The organism is Salinibacillus aidingensis, from assembly GCF_055393355.1.
Genome location: NZ_AP043759.1, coordinates 1,879,767 through 1,896,176, shown reverse-complemented (window position 1 = coordinate 1,896,176; position 16,410 = coordinate 1,879,767). Strand labels below are relative to the sequence as shown.

Here is a 16,410-nt window from a genome sequence, read left to right as displayed (position 1 = left end):
TGTTTTTTATATATAATAAATTTTGATTTTTGTAAAAATATCTGCAGTATGCAAACACAAATCAGGTTGTGTATGATATAGTAATAAAAATACAGACGTATACATAAATATTGGAGGGTTTATTTTGCGTTATTTAACGGCAGGAGAATCACATGGAAAACAATTAACGACAATCGTTGAAGGAGTTCCGGCAAATTTACCTCTTTTATCAAGTGATATTAGTGAGTCGTTATTGAGACGGCAAAAGGGACACGGCCGCGGCAGACGGATGAAAATAGAAAAAGATCTGGTTGAAATTAAAAGTGGTGTACGCCATGGCTATACATTAGGATCCCCAATTACGTTTGTCGTGGAAAATGACGACTTTAAACACTGGGAAAACATTATGGGAGAGGATCCCATAGAAGATACACAGAAAATTAAAAGACAAATTACGAGACCCCGTCCTGGACATGCAGATCTGAATGGGGCGCTGAAATACGGTCATAGGGATATGAGGAATGTTCTCGAGCGTTCATCCGCCAGAGAAACAGCAGCAAGGGTAGCTGCCGGCAGTCTGGCCAAAAAGATTTTAAAGGAACTGGACATCGATGTGGTCGGCTACGTAAAGGAAATCGCCGGAATACGTGCCGATGATGTGGATTTATCTATTCAGAAGAAAGCGGAAGTTTCAGAAGAATCGCCAGTTCGGACATTAGATCCCAATGTTGAAGAGTCGATGAAGAATGCAATTGATCAGGCCAAAAAAGATGGAGATTCTATAGGCGGTGTCTGTGAGGTGGTCGTAGAAGGTATGCCTGCAGGTGTAGGTTCCTATGTTCACTATGACAGAAAGTTAGATTCTCGTATTGCTGGCGGGGTGACCAGCATAAATGCATTTAAAGGAGTAGAATTTGGAATTGGCTTTGAAGCGGCCCGGAAAAATGGAAGTGAAGTTCACGATGAAATTCTTTGGAGTGAGGAAAGAGGATATTATCGCCGAACCAATCGATTAGGAGGATTTGAAGGTGGAATGACAACCGGAATGCCAATCGTTGTCCGTGGAGTCATGAAACCTATACCAACCCTTTATAAACCACTGCAAAGTGTAGATATCGACTCCAAAGAGCCTTTTAAAGCCAGTATAGAACGATCCGATTCATGCGCGGTACCTGCTGCTTCCGTTGTGATGGAGCATGTAGTGGCCTGGGAGGTTGCACGAACCCTACTGGAGCAGTTTCCGCATGACCAATTCCCGAAATTAAAACAGGCTATTGAGGATTATCGTGAAGAAATAAGGGGTTTTTAGATGAAAACATTACAAATCAACGCCAGTCAAGGGGCCTATAACGTCTATATAGGTCCGGACTTGCGCTTTGAACTGTCAAAATATTTACCCAAGTCTTATGACAAAATATTAATCATCACGGATAGTCAGGTGGAGCAGTTGGGCTACTTAAAAGACGCAGAAGAGGCACTGCAAATGGAAACAGACCAGCTTTATTCCTATACGATAGCGGCCGGGGAAAAGTCTAAGCAATTGAATGTTTTTGAACAACTGCAAACGTATGCCATTCAAAACGGTCTGGATCGTCATTCGCTTATTGTTGCATTAGGTGGCGGAGTTGTTGGGGACCTGGCTGGCTTCACAGCTGCCACCTTTATGCGGGGAATTGACTATATCCAGGTTCCGACCACGATTCTGGCTCATGACAGCAGTGTGGGAGGGAAGACAGGCATCAACCATCCTCTAGGAAAAAATTTAATTGGATCGTTCCACGCACCTAAGGCTGTGGTTTACGATCTGTCAACGATAAGGACTCTATCTGCTGTTGAGAGAAGGTCAGGGTTTGCTGAGGTAGTCAAGCATGGCCTGATAGCGGATAAAAGGATGCTTAACCAACTGATGGATGAGGTGCAAGCGCTGGAGAACATCCATCCAATTGTTTTAGAGGAAGCCCTTTACAATGGAATTAAGATCAAAGCTCATATTGTGGAGGAAGATGAACAGGAAAAGGGAGTCAGGAGCTATTTGAATTTTGGACATACACTAGGCCACGCGATTGAAGCAGAATCCGGGTATGGCGCCATTACTCATGGAGAGGCCGTAGCTATAGGTATGTTATTTGCTCTTCGGGTAAGTCAGAGCTATTTATCCTTATCTTTTTCTTATCAGAACTTTAAAACCTGGTTAGAACAGCTGCAATATCCTTTAGACATTTGTAAAGATCTGCAAATCTCCCCCTTACTGGATCGAATGAAACTTGATAAAAAGAATCAAAAGGGTCAAATTCGCATGGTTTTATTAAAGGAAGTGGGAAAACCCCTAATATGCACGATTGATGAACATCGATTATTCACAGAATTAACAAGCTTTATGAACGAGGTGATGGAATGATCAGAGGAATACGAGGAGCAGCAACGGTAAAAGCAAATGAAACAGAAGCAATACATAAGACTACAAGGGATTTGTTAAAGGACGTGGCCGAAAAAAATCAAATACAGCCTGAGGATATAGTCTCTGTATTAATTTCTGTTACACCAGATTTAAATGCGGCATTTCCGGCTAAAGGGATGCGCATGCTCGATGGCTGGACTTACGTTCCTGTTATGTGTACGACCGAAATCCCTGTTCCTGAAGCTCTGGAAAAGTGTATTAGGGTGATGGTTACAGCCCAAACCGACCGAAATCAGAAAGAAATCCAGCATATTTATCACGGTGATGCCAAAAAATTACGTCCTGATTTAATTAAGTAGAGGAGGCTTTCAATCATGAAGACCAAAAACATTATCCCATCATTAACACCATACAAACCGGGAAAGACAATTAATGAAGTTAAAAAAGAACGTCATCTTTCTAAAATTGTTAAGCTGGCATCCAATGAAAATGTTTATGGTCCATCGCCGTTAGTTCTGGAAAAATTGAGTGATTTCGGGGAAGATTTGCACCTTTATCCTGATGGTTATGCAAGAGAACTGAGGGAGCGTGTCTCAGCTCATTTAAATGTGGATATGGACCAGCTCATTTTCGGTGCAGGCTCAGATGAAATTGTTCAGATGCTGTGCCGTACCTATCTTGAAGGGGGTGCTAATACAGTCATGGCTCATCCTACCTTCCCCCAATATAAGCATCATGCTGCGGTTGAAGGGGCTGAGGTGCGGGAAATCCCTGTAAAGGATGGTCATCACCAGCTTGAACAGATGCTGGAAGCGATTGATGACAAGACAAGAATCGTGTGGTTATGCAGTCCGAATAATCCTACTGGCTGTTATATAAACGAAAAACAGCTGAAGTCTTTTCTGGACCGCTGCCCTGAGCATGTTTTAGTTGTACTTGATGAGGCTTATTATGAGTACGTTTCAGCTGAAGATTACCCGGATTCTTTATCCCTGTTGGAAAACTATAAGAATATAATTGTATTAAGAACCTTTTCGAAGGCTTATGGTTTAGCAGGCTTTCGCGTAGGCTACGGGATTAGTTCTGAGGAAATTATTCGTCATTTAAATACCATCCGAGGTCCTTTTAATGTCACATCTATTGGTCAGTTTGCAGCTATTAATGCTCTTGAGGATCAGACATATATTAAAGAAATCAGGCAGCTGAATCAAAACGTCCGTCATGAAGTAGAACACTTTTGCGAGCAGCATCACCTGACCTATGATCCTTCAGAAACGAATTTTCTTCTTATTCATCTTCCTAAATCCGGATTGGAAGTTTCTGATCAATTATTGGATCATGGCTTTATCGTTCGTGCCGGGGAATTATTGGGGATTGATCAGAGTATCCGCGTGACTATTGGAAGGGAAAAAGATATGAAAGAATTTACAAATGCATTGTCTGAATGCCTGCAGTAAGGAGAGTTGAGGAATAAGATGAGCAGAGTTTTTATAGTGGGACTGGGATTAATAGGAGCATCCCTGGCTAAAAATATTAAAAAAAATATTCCGAAAGCATGGATGGTTGGTATGGATTCCAACCCAGATACAATCGAATATGCCTTGAAATATAACATTATTGATGAAGCAACTGCCTCCTTTGAAGAAGGTGTACATAAGGCAGACATTATTATTTTGGGTACTCATATTCAGATTACTATAGAATATATAAAGCAACTCAATGAACTGGATATTCAGAATGAGAAGATTGTAACAGATGTTTCTTCCGTGAAAAAACCTGTTATGGAAGCAGCGAAATCATTATCTTCTTCAAATATAAAATTCATTGGCGGACATCCAATGGCAGGCTCTCATAAACATGGGATTGAAGCAGCTAAGAGCCATTTATTTGAAAATGCCTACTACATTTTAACACCGTCCAAGCCGGGTCTTGATGAGCAAGTGCGATTACTCAAGGATTTATTAAAACACACGAGAAGCCTTTTTGTTGAACTAACGGACAAAGAGCATGACAAAATGACAGGAATCGTATCTCACTTTCCGCATCTGATTGCTTCCTCACTTGTTCATCAGGCGAGAAATTGGCAGGATGAGTATCCTTTTATCCCTAAACTGGCCGCTGGGGGATTTAGAGATATTACAAGAATTGCCTCAAGCAATCCTGCGCTGTGGGAAGACATCCTCTTTCAAAACAAACGGGAAATGGTGGAATTCCTGTCAGAGTGGATTGACGAGATGATAAATGTTAAAGAACTGCTTGTTTCAAATAAACATGAGGATGTCCATCAATACCTCGACTCGGCCAAAACGTATCGTGATGGTCTACCAAAAAAGAAAAAAGGTGCACTTCCAAACTTTTATGATATTTTTGTTGATTTATATGATCGGCCGGGAGAATTATATAAAGTTATGAAAAAGCTGGCCGAACATGAAGTTAATATTATTAACATTAATATCCTGGAAATCAGAGAAAATATGACCGGAGTATTAAGGCTGACCCTGCAAACAGAAGAAGAGCAGTGGACAGCTATGAAAGTGCTGGAGAACAATGGCTACGAAGTTTCTCTAAATGAATAAAGATAAAAAAGGTGTGGTAAGATGCAGAAGACCATTCATCTGAAAAATAGTACTTTAAAGGGGGATATTCAAGTACCAGGCGATAAATCAATGTCCCATCGAGCGGTTATATTTGGGGCGCTGGCCAGTGGTACAACGATTATTCATGATTTTTTATCAGGAGAAGACTGTCTTTCTACAATAAAAGCGTTCCAAGAGATGGGAGTTGATGTGAGCCTGGTCGGACAAACGGTTACCATTGAAAGCAATGGAGCCGAGTATTTTTCAGAACCTGCTGAACCTGTCCATTTGGGGAATTCGGGAACTACAGCCCGGCTCTTGCTTGGCGTTTTGGCAGGCCAGCCTTTTCACACTGTCCTGACAGGGGATCAATCTCTTTCCAAACGTCCCATGGACCGAGTAACGGTTCCTTTACACCAAATGGGAGCCCAATCAGATGGTCGTCGTCATGGGAAGTTATTGCCCATGAGTGTCAGAGGAGGTCAGCTCATCCCCATTGATTATACATTACCTGTAAATAGTGCACAGGTTAAGTCAGCGATCCTGCTTGCGGGTTTATTTGCCAATGGAACGACAACTGTTACCGAACCTGTGCCGACCAGAGACCACACGGAACGAATGATTACTGCCTTTGGCGGAAATATGGACCATTCTGGACCAGCTATTTCTGTCACTGGAAATCAGAAGCTCAAGGGAACAGAATTATCCATACCTGGGGATATATCTTCCGCAAGTTTCTTTATAGCCGGTGCTATTTTAGCTAATCAGAGCGAGATTACGATTAAAGGTGTCGGTCTAAACCCAACAAGAACCGGAATTCTTGATGTGGTCAAAAAAATGGGCGCCAATATTCAGGTTGAAACAACGAAGCATATCGGTGATGAACCGGTAGGAAACATTTACGTTACGTCAGGGAACCTCGGGGAAACGGTGATTTCCGGGAACATGATTCCAAGAGTGATTGATGAAATCCCTCTGCTCGCATTATTGGCAACACAGGCGGACGGAGAAACTGTGATTAAGGATGCCAGTGAATTACGTTTTAAGGAAACAGACCGAATCAAAACGATTGTTCAGGTCTTAAAGAAGTTTGGAGCTTCCATTAAAGAACGTGAAGATGGTATGGTCATCCAGGGTGGTACTCCCCTAAAAGGTGGCAGAGTATCCTCCTATGGAGATCATCGCATCGGAATGATGGAGGCGATTGCTTCACTTATAACGAGTGAACCCGTTGAAATTGAAGATCCGGACTGTATCCGAATATCCTACCCGGATTTTTTTAAGGATTTGCAATCTTTGAGTCGTCCATTGTAGTGTAATGTCGTATAAAATTGAAAAAGTCTTCATATTTTGTATCAATACAGAAAGGGTGGCAAAATGTGAAGGCTTTTTATTTTGAAAACATTCTGATTCAACAGGAAGATGTGTGGAAAAGAAAGAAGGTTGTTTTCACGGAGGATCTTTTTCTCCCTGCTCATTATCTTGATTGGATTCCACAGAGAAAAATTCAGGCAGATGTTTTCAAAATGAGCCCAGGTAAAATTTATGCTGATGTAGAATTCCCATTAACAGATAAGTCTTTGCAGGACCACTATGTTCGCAGATATTTATACAAAGGTGCTTCACTACTGATTTCCACATTTGACTTAGGGAGAAAAACAGACTGGAAGCAAAGGTTTCATCATTACTGTGAAGAATTATCAGGAATTGCGATTGACTATCTGGTTGTTCCGAAAATGAATATAAAGTATTTAACGCCGGAAATGGTGCGATATTTTGGCATTCAGAAAGTCCCGTTTATTCTTGTTTATGCTAATCAGATACATGATTTAACCCATATTCCGTGGGGATGGTTAAATCAAATGCAGGCTCTGGTTAATATTCCAATCGGCTGCATAAAACACCCTCTATCAGACTTGGTAATGCAGGAACTGACTGAGTCGGGATTTCAAACCCTTTCCGAAGTAATCTCCAACACTCCCTTATCAGCAGAAACCCTCTCAAAAACAGGAATTTCCAACAAAAAAGGCGAAATAAAAATATATAATGACACAGATTTTAATTTGTATGTTAACTCGAATCAAATGAACCATTATTGTCAAAAAGATCAGGTTCCTTATATTTCGATTATTAGGGGGAACGTGGTAAAATTAAATCAAACCATCTATGATAACAAAGGATTCGGTGAATTCTGCGATCATACATTAAAAGCACAATTTTGGAACAAAGGATTGTAAAGGAAGGGTTCAGGATATGCATATCATTGAAGAAGCAAGACAACAAGTGGAACAGGGAGACACAGAGGAAGGCTTAAAGCTTTTACAATCTTATGAAGCGGAAGCAAATGATGATGAGAAGTTTAATATGGGTTTGCTTTATCATCAATGGGGGCATCTGGAACAGGCAGAGAAGCTTTTCCGCCAGTTAATGGATAAGTACCCAAAGGAGGGAGAGCTTAAACTCTATTTAGCTGAGATTTATGTGGATAAAGAACAGGATGACCAGGCGATTGACCTTCTTAATCAATTTGAGCAGGACGATGACTATTATATTCCCTCTTTACTGGAGCTCGCAGATTTATATCAGTCCCAGGGGCTTTATGAAGTAGCAGAGCAAAAGCTGTTAGAAGCTAAGCAAATTCTGCCGAACGAACCTGTCATTGATTTTGCTTTAGGGGAATTATTATTTGCCAGTGGTGATTATAATAAATCCATTCCCCATTATGAAAAAGCTCTGAAAGAAGATACGACTTTCAATGACGTAAATGTCTTACACCGGTTAGCCGAAGCATTAGCACTTGCAGGAAATTGGGAAAAAGGTCTGGAATATTTCCAAATGTCTGATGGGACCGATTCTCCGGAATTTCTATTCAGATATGGCTTTACAGCTTATCGGTCAGAAAGAATGGACATTGCCATTAATATGTGGGAAAAGTTATTAGAAGCGGATCCCTATTATCATTCGGTATATTCCCTGTTGGCCAAAGCTTATGAACAGGAAGGAATGCTCGAAAAGGCCTATGAAACAGCAAAAAAAGGACTAACAGAAGAAGGATTGAATAAAGAGCTGTTTTTCCTTTCAGGTCAGATAGCGAACCAATTAGGTAAACTTGATGAAGCTTTTAAGGATCTCCGGGAGGCTATTGCAATTGACCCTGGCTATAAGGAAGCGGTGGTTGCACTGGTAGAACTTTATAAGAAGCAGGAGGATCATGACAATATCACCGATTTATTAGAAAATTTAAAACGCGAGGAAGAGCTGGACCCGTTGTATCAATGGGAATTAGCTAAGGCATATTATGAATTAGAAGAGTATGATTTAGCATTAAACAACTACCAGGAAGCATATAATGCATTTACAAACGATGCAGACTTCTTAAAGGAATATGGGTATATGTTAGTAGAAGAAGGGAGGATGAAAGAAGCCAGGGAGGTTCTCAACAAATACTTATCCATTGAACCATCTGACACATATGTGGAGGAATTTTTACTCCGTTTAAACGAGTAGAGCTGACGGACCGAAATGGAAGGAGGGGTTTTTCGTTCATGACTGTATCTGTTCTTCAAAAAAAGAGATTTATTAACTGGTTTTTAAATAATTTTCAATTAAAACGAAGAGAAAGTGTATGGATATTGAATTATCTGATGAACCACGAACGGGTTCTCAAAAATGTTCATTTTGTTGATGAGGCAAGACTATGCCCTAAAGGTGTGGTTATATCAACGAAGTGTGTTGATGATCCTCCGTTTCGCTTTTATAAAGAACAAGTCATGACATCCGATCCTGAAAAATCGTTCCATGATATCCGGTTAAATGACCATGAAACCATCTATATCCAGCTTAATTTTCAAAATGCAAACCAAAGCTTTCGTTATGCAGGTGTACGGGAAGAAAACCCTTATTTACCAGAAGATTATTTCATTACGGAAAAAGACCAGCAGGAAGCAGAAAAATTGTTGAATCATATGATTTATGAATTTCAATTAAAAAAAATACAGGAAGAAATTGATCAGGCACTCGATGAAGGTGATAAAGAGAGATTTCATTACCTGATTAAACAGCTGCATCAGCTTTCAGACGAAACCTGTATTCAGTGAATACACTTTTTTGAAGGGACTATCCTATTATGGGTAGTCTTTTTTTAGTGGCCGGTCGCCTCCGTTTTTCTTATAAAAAAGTTTATCTTTATGAATAGTTTTAGTAAAATGTAGTAGAAAATAAATATATAGGAGTGTGTGGGATGAAATGGAAGAAGCAGGATATCCAGCAATATGTAAAGTCCAAGGAGTATATTGATACAGCAATCATCCCTTTGGTTCCGTTTTCTTTAGATCGTTCAGATGAGGAGCTTGCATCTTTGACGTATCAGAATGAAGTTATGGAATTATTTTCAGATCGACTGGAAAAGGAATATAAGGGACGAGTTTTTCGTCTTCCGTCTTATACTTATATTAAGTCTTCAACTCTGGAACAGGAAACTGAACGGTTAAATTTATTTTATGAGGAAATTAGCAAGCAGCCATTTAAGTATGTTTTCTGGTTAACGTTTGATTCCAGGTGGAAAAAATACGAAAAAGGTTTAGAGGGACATTTGCTGTGGGTACCAGTAATGAAGGAGGGTGACCTGAACAATGAAGAAACCCAGAAACTTCTGCTGGATCAATTGGAGCAGGTTACGGATCTGATTAAATCTTATTGGTCAGAATAAAGGCAATCTGAAATTAATAATATTCAAAATTATTTTTGAACAATATTGTACAAAATGATGAATAGGATTGACCAGATTTCCAGATTGCGCTATCATTGTAATGTCCTAGTAAACATGTATAATTTTTACGACCTTAATCGTTGAAATACATGAGAAGAGGGGGGAAAAACAAAAATGAGCGAAGACAAGAAAAACCAAGTTTCCCGTCGGCAGTTTTTAAACTATACACTAACAGGTGTTGGTGGATTTATGGCTGCTGGAATGCTGGCTCCAATGGTTCGATTTGCCATAGATCCTGTTCTGCAGCCAGAAGCAGAAGGAGAATTTGTTTCTGCAGATATCGCTGTAGAGGATATTACTACTGAACCACAGAAAGTCACATTCAAAGTTGACCAGGTTGATGCATGGTATGAATCAACTGTGGAAAAAACCGCCTTTGTTTACAAAAAGGAAGATGGCAGTATAGTAGCTTTTGACCCAACTTGTACCCATTTGGGCTGTGTTGTAGGATGGAACACAAATGACGACTATCCTCAGCATTTTTATTGCCCATGTCATGATGGTCTGTACACAAAAGACGGTGTGAATGTTCCGAACACTCCACCAACAGCACCTTTAAGTGTTTATGAGCACAAAATTCAAAACGGAATTCTTTATCTGGGTAAAGCCATACCAAGAGAGGAGGCGTAATACATGCTGCAAAAGATTTATGACTGGATCGATGAGCGTGTTGACATAACACCTATTTGGCGTGATATTGCGGACCATGAAGTTCCAGAGCATGTAAACCCTGCTCATCATTTCTCTGCATTTGTGTATTGTTTTGGTGGTTTAACATTCTTCGTTACAGTGATACAGATATTATCCGGAATGTTTTTAACCATGTATTACGTACCTGATATAGAGAATGCCTGGAATTCAGTTTTTTATTTACAACAGGAAGTTGCACATGGACAAATTGTTCGCGGAATGCATCACTGGGGTGCCAGCGTTGTCATCGTTATGCTCTTTCTACATACTTTACGCGTATTCTTCCAGGGTGCATATAAAAAGCCACGTGAATTGAACTGGATAGTAGGAGTTCTATTATTCTTTGTTATGTTAGCGCTTGGATTAACTGGATATTTATTGCCTTGGGATAACAAAGCGTTATTCGCAACCGAGGTTACTTTGCAAATAGCAGAAAGTGTACCATTCATTGGAGAGGACTTAAAGATATTACTGGCAGGAGACCCTGATATTGTTGGGGCACAAACCCTAACCAGGTTCTTTGCTATTCACGTCTTCTTCCTTCCTGCTGCATTATTTGTACTAATGGCGATCCACTTTATTATGATTCGTCGACAAGGTATTTCTGGACCATTGTAAGAATCAATTGAAAGAAGAAGGAGGGATTTCCGGTGCATAGAGGAAAGGGAATGAAATTTGTAGGCGATTCTCGTGTTCGTGAAAATGATGATCGCCACATTCCAAAAGATTATTCTGAATATCCTGGTCGTACGGAACCGTTTTGGCCAAACTTCCTGTTGAAGGAATGGCTTGCTGGTGCTGTATTCCTCGTTGGATTTTTATGTCTCACAGTTGCTGCACCTGCTCCGCTTGAAACCATGGCGGATCCTACAACTCCGGGATATATTCCGTTGCCTGACTGGTATTTCTTATTTCTATACCAGCTATTGAAGTATCCGTTTGCCAGTGGTGACTTTGTTGTAGTTGGTACAGTAATTATCCCGGGACTTGCATTTGGTGCACTTTTCCTTGCTCCATTTCTGGATCGGGGCCCTGAACGCAGACCAACAAGACGACCGATTGCAACTAGTCTCATGCTAATGTCTATTGCTGCTGTTTTTTACCTGACATGGGAAGCAGCTAGTCATGTTAATTGGGAAGCTCGTGCTGAGCAAAACAAAATTGTTGAAGATGTCGAGATTGATAAGGAAAGTGCAGGCTATCAGGTGTACTCCAGTCAAAGCTGTATGTCCTGTCACGGTGAAAATTTAGAAGGAGCCAGTGGACCTCCTTTAATTGGAACTGGTCTTTCTCCTGAGGAAATTCAGGACATTGCCGTAAATGGTACAGGATCCATGCCAGCCGACCAATTTAAAGGTTCTGATAAAGAGCTGCAGCAATTATCTGAATTTATTGCTGGTTTAGGTTCTGAATAATGGTTGGCAAGTACTACTTATCATAAGAACGACATAATCATTGTAATTAGAGGAAGCTGGCTTAATGTGGTCAGCTTCCTTTCACGTATAAGGGGTTATATCTATGACTATATATAAAGCGTTGTTTATGGATAAGCGATTCCTGTTATTGTTATTTGTTATCAACCTTTTAGGAACCGTGTATGGATATTTATGGTATGACAGTCAACTGTCGGTCACACCTGCCAAATTTTTGATCTTTGTCCCCGATAGCCCAACAGCAAGTTTATTTTTTGTCATCGTTTTGCTGTTTTTTATTTTGGATAAGAATGCTCCATATATTGAAGCCCTGGCGTTTGTCACTTTAGTAAAGTATGGGATTTGGGCCGTTGTCATGAATGGGCTGACGTTCCTTATGAATGGATCCTTAAGCCCGGTTGCTTTCATGCTCATTATTTCTCACGGTGCTATGGCAGTTCAGGCTGTGCTGTATACACCATTTTATAAAATAAGACTGAGACACTTAGTAGTTGCTGCTGTATGGACGCTACATAATGATGTGATCGATTACGTATTTGAAATGATGCCAGTTTATGGGGATCTGATGGATTATATGAATGAAATTGGATACTTTACATTCTGGTTAAGTATATTTTCGATTGGACTGGTTTATTTCATGAATGTAAGAAAAACATTTAGCGAAAGTTAAGGTTCTACATAATCCCTGACCTGCATACCGTTTTATTAGTAGTGTGTAAGGAGAGGGGACAAGTCTTATGGTAGTAAAAAATCAAAAAGTCAAGCTATCGGTACTGATTTTTTCAGTCATTTTATTAACAGCCATGACTATACCTGTTTTTGCCCATCATCAGGAAGGACAGCCCTATGATCTGCTGGATGAGGTTTACACGGTTTATGAATTGACCGATGCGAAAAAGTATGAGGCAGCCGGAGAAAAGTTAAACCAGATTGTCGCCGCTTTGGAAACGAACCATTTGTCTTTGTCGGAAGAGAAGCTGGAATATGTTATTGATATTACCGAAAATACGATTAGGCATCTACAGTCTGGTATAGAAAATCATGAATTAAAAGTGGACAAGGCTCTGGCATTTGTCCTTATGATGGAAAGTGCCAAAAACCCTGACAGTCAAATGGTAGCTAAATGGAAAAATGAATTGACGAATCAGATTGCAAATGGTCTCCAAAGTGAAACTCGAAGTTTACCGGCAGAATTTTCCCAGGTTATGGATCTTTACAGCATCGTTTATCCTGCCATAAAAATCAGGGAGGACACCAAGCTTTGGTCAAAACTGGATGAACAATTTGTAAATTTAAATCAAATTGAGAATGAAGAAGATATGCTTCGTGCATTAAATGTTATGCTTGAAACGTTTCATCAGCTGGATACGCCTGTAAGTAACGAAAAAGATGATGATGCCTCCTTTGCCTGGTTAATTTTCTCTGTAGGTGGTGTGATTATCATCACATTATTATATGTAGGATGGAGAAAATATAAAGGGGAAAAGAAAGAGAAGAAAATCAAAAAAGTTGACGATTTATAATGCCATTGTCTATAATTATGATTATAAAGAAATATAGATAACTATGGAGGAGAGTTGCTAATGGCAAGCATGGGTGGATTTCTTGTTTACTTTGCGATCCTTCTTATTCTACCTTTGTGGGCACAATCCAAAGTGAAAAGGACGTATAAGAAACATGCGAAAATCCAAAATTCATCTATGATGACAGGTGCACAGGTTGCACGAAGAATTCTTGATGAAAATGGACTATTTGATGTACAAATAGAAGAGGTTCGGGGCGTAATGTCGGACCACTATGATCCAAGATCGAAAACCGTTCGTTTATCAACTGATAACTATCATGGACATTCACAGGCAGCAGCTGCTATTGCGGCTCACGAAGTAGGCCATGCAATTCAGGATGCCGAAAGCTATGCATTTCTGCGTTTCAGACATGCTTTAGTGCCTGTAGCTAATTTAGGCTCAAATATGTCATATATCATCATTCTTGCTGGTATAATTATGTACTCTTCAGGCCTAATTCTGGCTGGGATTATTTTTATGTCAGCCGTTGTTCTATTCCAACTGGTAACATTGCCTGTTGAATATAACGCTTCTTCAAGAGCGATGGAACAGTTGGTTTCCACAGGTGTTATTAGAAATAATGAACACGGAGAAACAAAAAAAGTACTTAGCGCAGCTGCACTTACCTATGTAGCAGCAGCGATTACAGCATTGCTGGAGCTTCTGCGTTTTGTGTTAGTTTTTGTTGGTATGAATGATGATTAATAAAAAACCCTGGTACTATAAGTGCCAGGGTTTTATACTGTCTTACGAGTATGAGGGTTGGAGTTATTCAATCGGATTTTTATCTTCATCAAGGGTAAACCCTTCACCCATAACATCATGAACAGAACTTAAGGCGACAAAAGCGTGAGGATCAATGGAATTAATAATCGTTTTTAACCGGACAATTTCATTTCGGGCAACAACACAATATAAAACATCCCGTTTGGCTCCGGTGTAACTGCCCCGGCCTTCTAATATCGTAACCCCACGATCCATCTCTTTTAAAACTGTATCAGCGATTTGCTGACTGTTTTCAGATATGATGGTCGCTCCTCTTGCTGCATATGCGCCTTCCTGAAGAAAATCAATGACTCGTGCACCAATATAAACGGCTACTAAAGTGTACATTCCTTCGACCGGTTCCAAATACAAAATAATCGATGAAATAATAACAAATGCGTCAAATAGAAACATGGCTCTGCCAATGCTCCACCCAATGTATTTGTTCGCCAGCCGGGCAATAATATCAGAACCGCCTGTAGTGCCTCCATACCGAAAAATGATTCCCAGGCCAACACCCACAAAAATACCGGCAAATAATGCAGCTAACGTCATATCATTTTCAAGGGAAAAGGAAAATGTATAGGTCTGAAAAATCCATAGAAAAACGGAAACAGCAATCGTTCCTATCAGAGTATAAATAAAGGTTAATCTTCCCAGGAGCTTCCATCCTACAATGAAAACAGGTATATTTAACACAATATTCATCACAGCGGGATCCCAGTTAAATAGGTAGTATAACAGGAGGGTAATCCCGGTGAATCCCCCTTCAGCCAAATTATTTTGCATATTAAAATGGACAATACCGAATGAAAAAATAGCTGAACCCAATAAAATGAAGAAAATATTTTTTGCCTTTATACCTTTTATCATGTTGTCACCTCGACTTCTAATATCCACCAGTACTCATTATAAATTGTGCACCATAGCAGAGCAAATTTGTTAAATATTATATATGTGTTTTTTAAAAGAAAGGCGTGGAAACGAGCAAACGATGTCAATAAAGCCAAATAAAAGATTTGTCAAAATTGTCAAGTTTAGCTACCATTAATGTGACCAGTATTTGAAAGAGGGATTTACATGTCAAATATCGAATATACAACGAAGGAAATGCAGAAACGAGTCGACCAGTACATATCTCAATTTAAAGAAGGCTATTTTTCTCCTTTAAGTTTAATGGCAAGACTGACAGAAGAGACAGGAGAACTAGCCAGAGAGATTAACCATTATTATGGAGAAAAACCAAAAAAGAAAACAGAAAAAGAAAATACGGTTGAGGAAGAACTGGGAGATTTACTGTTTGTGCTGGCGTGCTTTGCAAATTCATTAAATATTGATTTAGGCGAATCATTTCATACAGCTATGACAAAATTTGAGACAAGGGATAAAAACAGATGGACTAAAATAAGCCAACAGGACGGTGAACAGGAATGATTAATATTATCGTTGCAGGACCAAGAGGCAAAATGGGAAGTGAAGCCTTACGTTTAATAAAACAAACAGAAAATTATCATTTAGTGGGATGTATTGACCGAAAAAATGAAGGAATGAATGTTAGCGATCTAGAAGGTCTTCCAAATTTAGATGCACCTATCTTTACAGATGCGGAAATTGCTTTTCAGGAAGCGGGTGCAGATGTCCTGATTGATTTGACTTCACCAGAAGCAGGCTACACTCATACACGTTTGGCACTTGAGAATGGCGTACGACCGGTTGTTGGGACAAGCGGTTTTTCAGATGAACAATTGACCGATATTCAGCGCTTAACCGAGCAAAAGGAACTGGGAGCTGTCATTGCTCCAAACTTTGCTGTTGGTGCCGTATTAATGATGCAATTCGCAAAATGGGCAGCAAAATACTTTCCCGATGTTGAAATCATTGAAAAACACCATGATCAGAAATTGGATGCTCCATCAGGGACAGCTGTAAAAACCGCTAAGCTTATTGAGCAGGTAAGAGAGAGCAAAAAGCAGGGGCATCCTGAAGAAAAGGAAACGTTAGCGGGAGCCCGCGGAGCCGATGAAGACGGGATGAAAATACATAGTGTCCGGTTGCCTGGTCTGATTGCTCATCAGGAAGTTATTTTTGGAGGTACTGGCCAAGGGCTGACGATTAAGCATGATTCTTATCATCGACAGTCCTTTATGAGCGGTGTTAAGCTCGCTGTTGATCAGGTCCAAAAGGTAAATGCTTTTGTCTACGGTCTAGAAAATTTATTGGAATAGAGGGGAATCAA

The 16,410-nt window shown here is 39.9% G+C and carries 19 protein-coding genes; 18 read left to right on the top strand and 1 reads right to left on the bottom strand.

Annotated features, from left to right (window positions below; all coding sequences use genetic code 11):
- Positions 1-124 precede the first annotated feature (124 nt).
- From aroC to ACZ5OK_RS10180, 16 genes are all read left to right on the top strand, one after another.
- Entirely contained in the window at positions 125-1,288 is a 1,164-nt protein-coding gene (gene aroC, locus ACZ5OK_RS10255) for a chorismate synthase (protein ID WP_343836584.1), read from the top strand.
- Complete coding sequence (gene aroB, locus ACZ5OK_RS10250) at positions 1,289-2,377, top strand: 3-dehydroquinate synthase (protein WP_343836582.1); 1,089 nt, start codon at positions 1,289-1,291, stop codon at positions 2,375-2,377.
- Complete coding sequence (gene aroH / locus ACZ5OK_RS10245; protein WP_343836580.1) at positions 2,374-2,736, top strand: chorismate mutase; 363 nt, start codon at positions 2,374-2,376, stop codon at positions 2,734-2,736. Before aroB ends, aroH begins: the two co-directional genes overlap by 4 nt.
- 15 nt (positions 2,737-2,751) lie before the next feature.
- Positions 2,752-3,834: a histidinol-phosphate transaminase gene (gene hisC, locus ACZ5OK_RS10240; RefSeq protein ID WP_343836578.1), complete on the top strand. Its 1,083-nt coding sequence runs from the start codon at positions 2,752-2,754 to the stop codon at positions 3,832-3,834.
- 18 nt (positions 3,835-3,852) lie between these two features.
- On the top strand, positions 3,853-4,953 hold the full coding sequence (locus ACZ5OK_RS10235; RefSeq protein WP_343836575.1) for a prephenate dehydrogenase: 1,101 nt from the start codon (positions 3,853-3,855) through the stop codon (positions 4,951-4,953).
- 21 nt (positions 4,954-4,974) lie between these two features.
- A complete protein-coding gene (aroA, locus tag ACZ5OK_RS10230; RefSeq protein ID WP_343836573.1) occupies positions 4,975-6,267 on the top strand; it encodes a 3-phosphoshikimate 1-carboxyvinyltransferase in 1,293 nt (430 codons plus the stop codon).
- A gap of 65 nt (positions 6,268-6,332) precedes the next feature.
- Positions 6,333-7,190 carry a hypothetical protein gene (locus tag ACZ5OK_RS10225; protein ID WP_343836570.1) on the top strand — a complete coding sequence of 286 codons (858 nt, stop codon included), beginning with the start codon at positions 6,333-6,335 and terminating at the stop codon, positions 7,188-7,190.
- Positions 7,191-7,206: 16 nt separating this feature from the next.
- Entirely contained in the window at positions 7,207-8,460 is a 1,254-nt protein-coding gene (locus tag ACZ5OK_RS10220) for a tetratricopeptide repeat protein (RefSeq protein WP_343836567.1), read from the top strand.
- 38 nt (positions 8,461-8,498) lie between these two features.
- The gene (locus ACZ5OK_RS10215; RefSeq protein WP_343836565.1) at positions 8,499-9,050 is read left to right on the top strand and encodes a ReoY family proteolytic degradation factor; all 552 of its coding nucleotides are present in this window, start codon (positions 8,499-8,501) and stop codon (positions 9,048-9,050) included.
- 143 nt (positions 9,051-9,193) lie between these two features.
- Positions 9,194-9,661 (top strand): DUF2487 family protein, encoded by a 468-nt coding sequence (locus tag ACZ5OK_RS10210; RefSeq protein WP_343836563.1) that lies wholly within the window; start codon positions 9,194-9,196, stop codon positions 9,659-9,661.
- A 174-nt stretch (positions 9,662-9,835) separates the two neighbouring features.
- Entirely contained in the window at positions 9,836-10,351 is a 516-nt protein-coding gene (locus ACZ5OK_RS10205) for a ubiquinol-cytochrome c reductase iron-sulfur subunit (RefSeq protein WP_343836561.1), read from the top strand.
- A gap of 3 nt (positions 10,352-10,354) precedes the next feature.
- Positions 10,355-11,029 carry a menaquinol-cytochrome c reductase cytochrome b subunit gene (gene qcrB, locus ACZ5OK_RS10200; protein WP_343836558.1) on the top strand — a complete coding sequence of 225 codons (675 nt, stop codon included), beginning with the start codon at positions 10,355-10,357 and terminating at the stop codon, positions 11,027-11,029.
- Between the two features lie 32 nt (positions 11,030-11,061).
- Complete coding sequence (locus tag ACZ5OK_RS10195) at positions 11,062-11,826, top strand: menaquinol-cytochrome c reductase cytochrome b/c subunit (protein WP_343836556.1); 765 nt, start codon at positions 11,062-11,064, stop codon at positions 11,824-11,826.
- A 103-nt stretch (positions 11,827-11,929) separates the two neighbouring features.
- Entirely contained in the window at positions 11,930-12,514 is a 585-nt protein-coding gene (lhaT, locus tag ACZ5OK_RS10190; protein ID WP_343836554.1) for a lipoprotein heptaprenylglyceryl N-acetyltransferase LhaT, read from the top strand.
- 67 nt (positions 12,515-12,581) lie between these two features.
- Positions 12,582-13,367, top strand: a complete 786-nt coding sequence (locus ACZ5OK_RS10185) for a sporulation protein YpjB (RefSeq protein ID WP_343836551.1) — start codon at positions 12,582-12,584, stop codon at positions 13,365-13,367.
- Positions 13,368-13,436: 69 nt separating this feature from the next.
- A complete protein-coding gene (locus tag ACZ5OK_RS10180; protein WP_343837728.1) occupies positions 13,437-14,114 on the top strand; it encodes a zinc metallopeptidase in 678 nt (225 codons plus the stop codon).
- Positions 14,115-14,177: 63 nt separating this feature from the next.
- On the opposite strand, the gene ACZ5OK_RS10175 is transcribed toward ACZ5OK_RS10180, so the two are convergent.
- The gene (locus ACZ5OK_RS10175; RefSeq protein WP_343836549.1) at positions 14,178-15,047 is read right to left on the bottom strand and encodes a YitT family protein; all 870 of its coding nucleotides are present in this window, start codon (positions 15,045-15,047) and stop codon (positions 14,178-14,180) included.
- A 207-nt stretch (positions 15,048-15,254) separates the two neighbouring features.
- Between ACZ5OK_RS10175 and ACZ5OK_RS10170 the strand changes: the two genes are divergently transcribed.
- Both ACZ5OK_RS10170 and dapB read left to right on the top strand, forming a co-directional pair.
- Complete coding sequence (locus tag ACZ5OK_RS10170) at positions 15,255-15,608, top strand: nucleotide pyrophosphohydrolase (protein ID WP_343836547.1); 354 nt, start codon at positions 15,255-15,257, stop codon at positions 15,606-15,608.
- Positions 15,605-16,399, top strand: coding sequence for a 4-hydroxy-tetrahydrodipicolinate reductase (gene dapB, locus ACZ5OK_RS10165; protein WP_343836544.1), 795 nt, complete (start codon positions 15,605-15,607; stop codon positions 16,397-16,399). Before ACZ5OK_RS10170 ends, dapB begins: the two co-directional genes overlap by 4 nt.
- Positions 16,400-16,410: the final 11 nt, after the last annotated feature.